This is a genomic window from Aeromonas sp. sia0103, from assembly GCF_963895295.1.
Classification (GTDB): domain Bacteria; phylum Pseudomonadota; class Gammaproteobacteria; order Enterobacterales; family Aeromonadaceae; genus Aeromonas; species Aeromonas encheleia.
This window is the reverse complement of sequence record NZ_CAWQKG010000042.1, coordinates 1-255: the sequence shown is the minus strand read 5'-3', so window position 1 is coordinate 255 and position 255 is coordinate 1. Positions and strand designations below refer to the sequence as shown.

Annotated in this window: 1 rRNA gene; it reads left to right on the top strand. The window is 50.6% G+C overall.

The features are described from left to right. Positions 1-255 (top strand): 23S ribosomal RNA (locus tag AACW18_RS13940); the annotation flags it as partial.

Here is a 255-nt window from a genome sequence, read left to right as displayed (position 1 = left end):
CTAGGATGTTGGCTTAGAAGCAGCCATCATTTAAAGAAAGCGTAATAGCTCACTAGTCGAGTCGGCCTGCGCGGAAGATGTAACGGGGCTCAAACCAGGCACCGAAGCCGCGGATTCATACTTATGTATGAGTGGTAGGGGAGCGTTCTGTAAGTCTGCGAAGGTGTATCGAGAGGTATGCTGGAGATATCAGAAGTGCGAATGCTGACGTAAGTAACGATAAAGGGGGTGAAAAGCCTCCTCGCCGGAAGACCA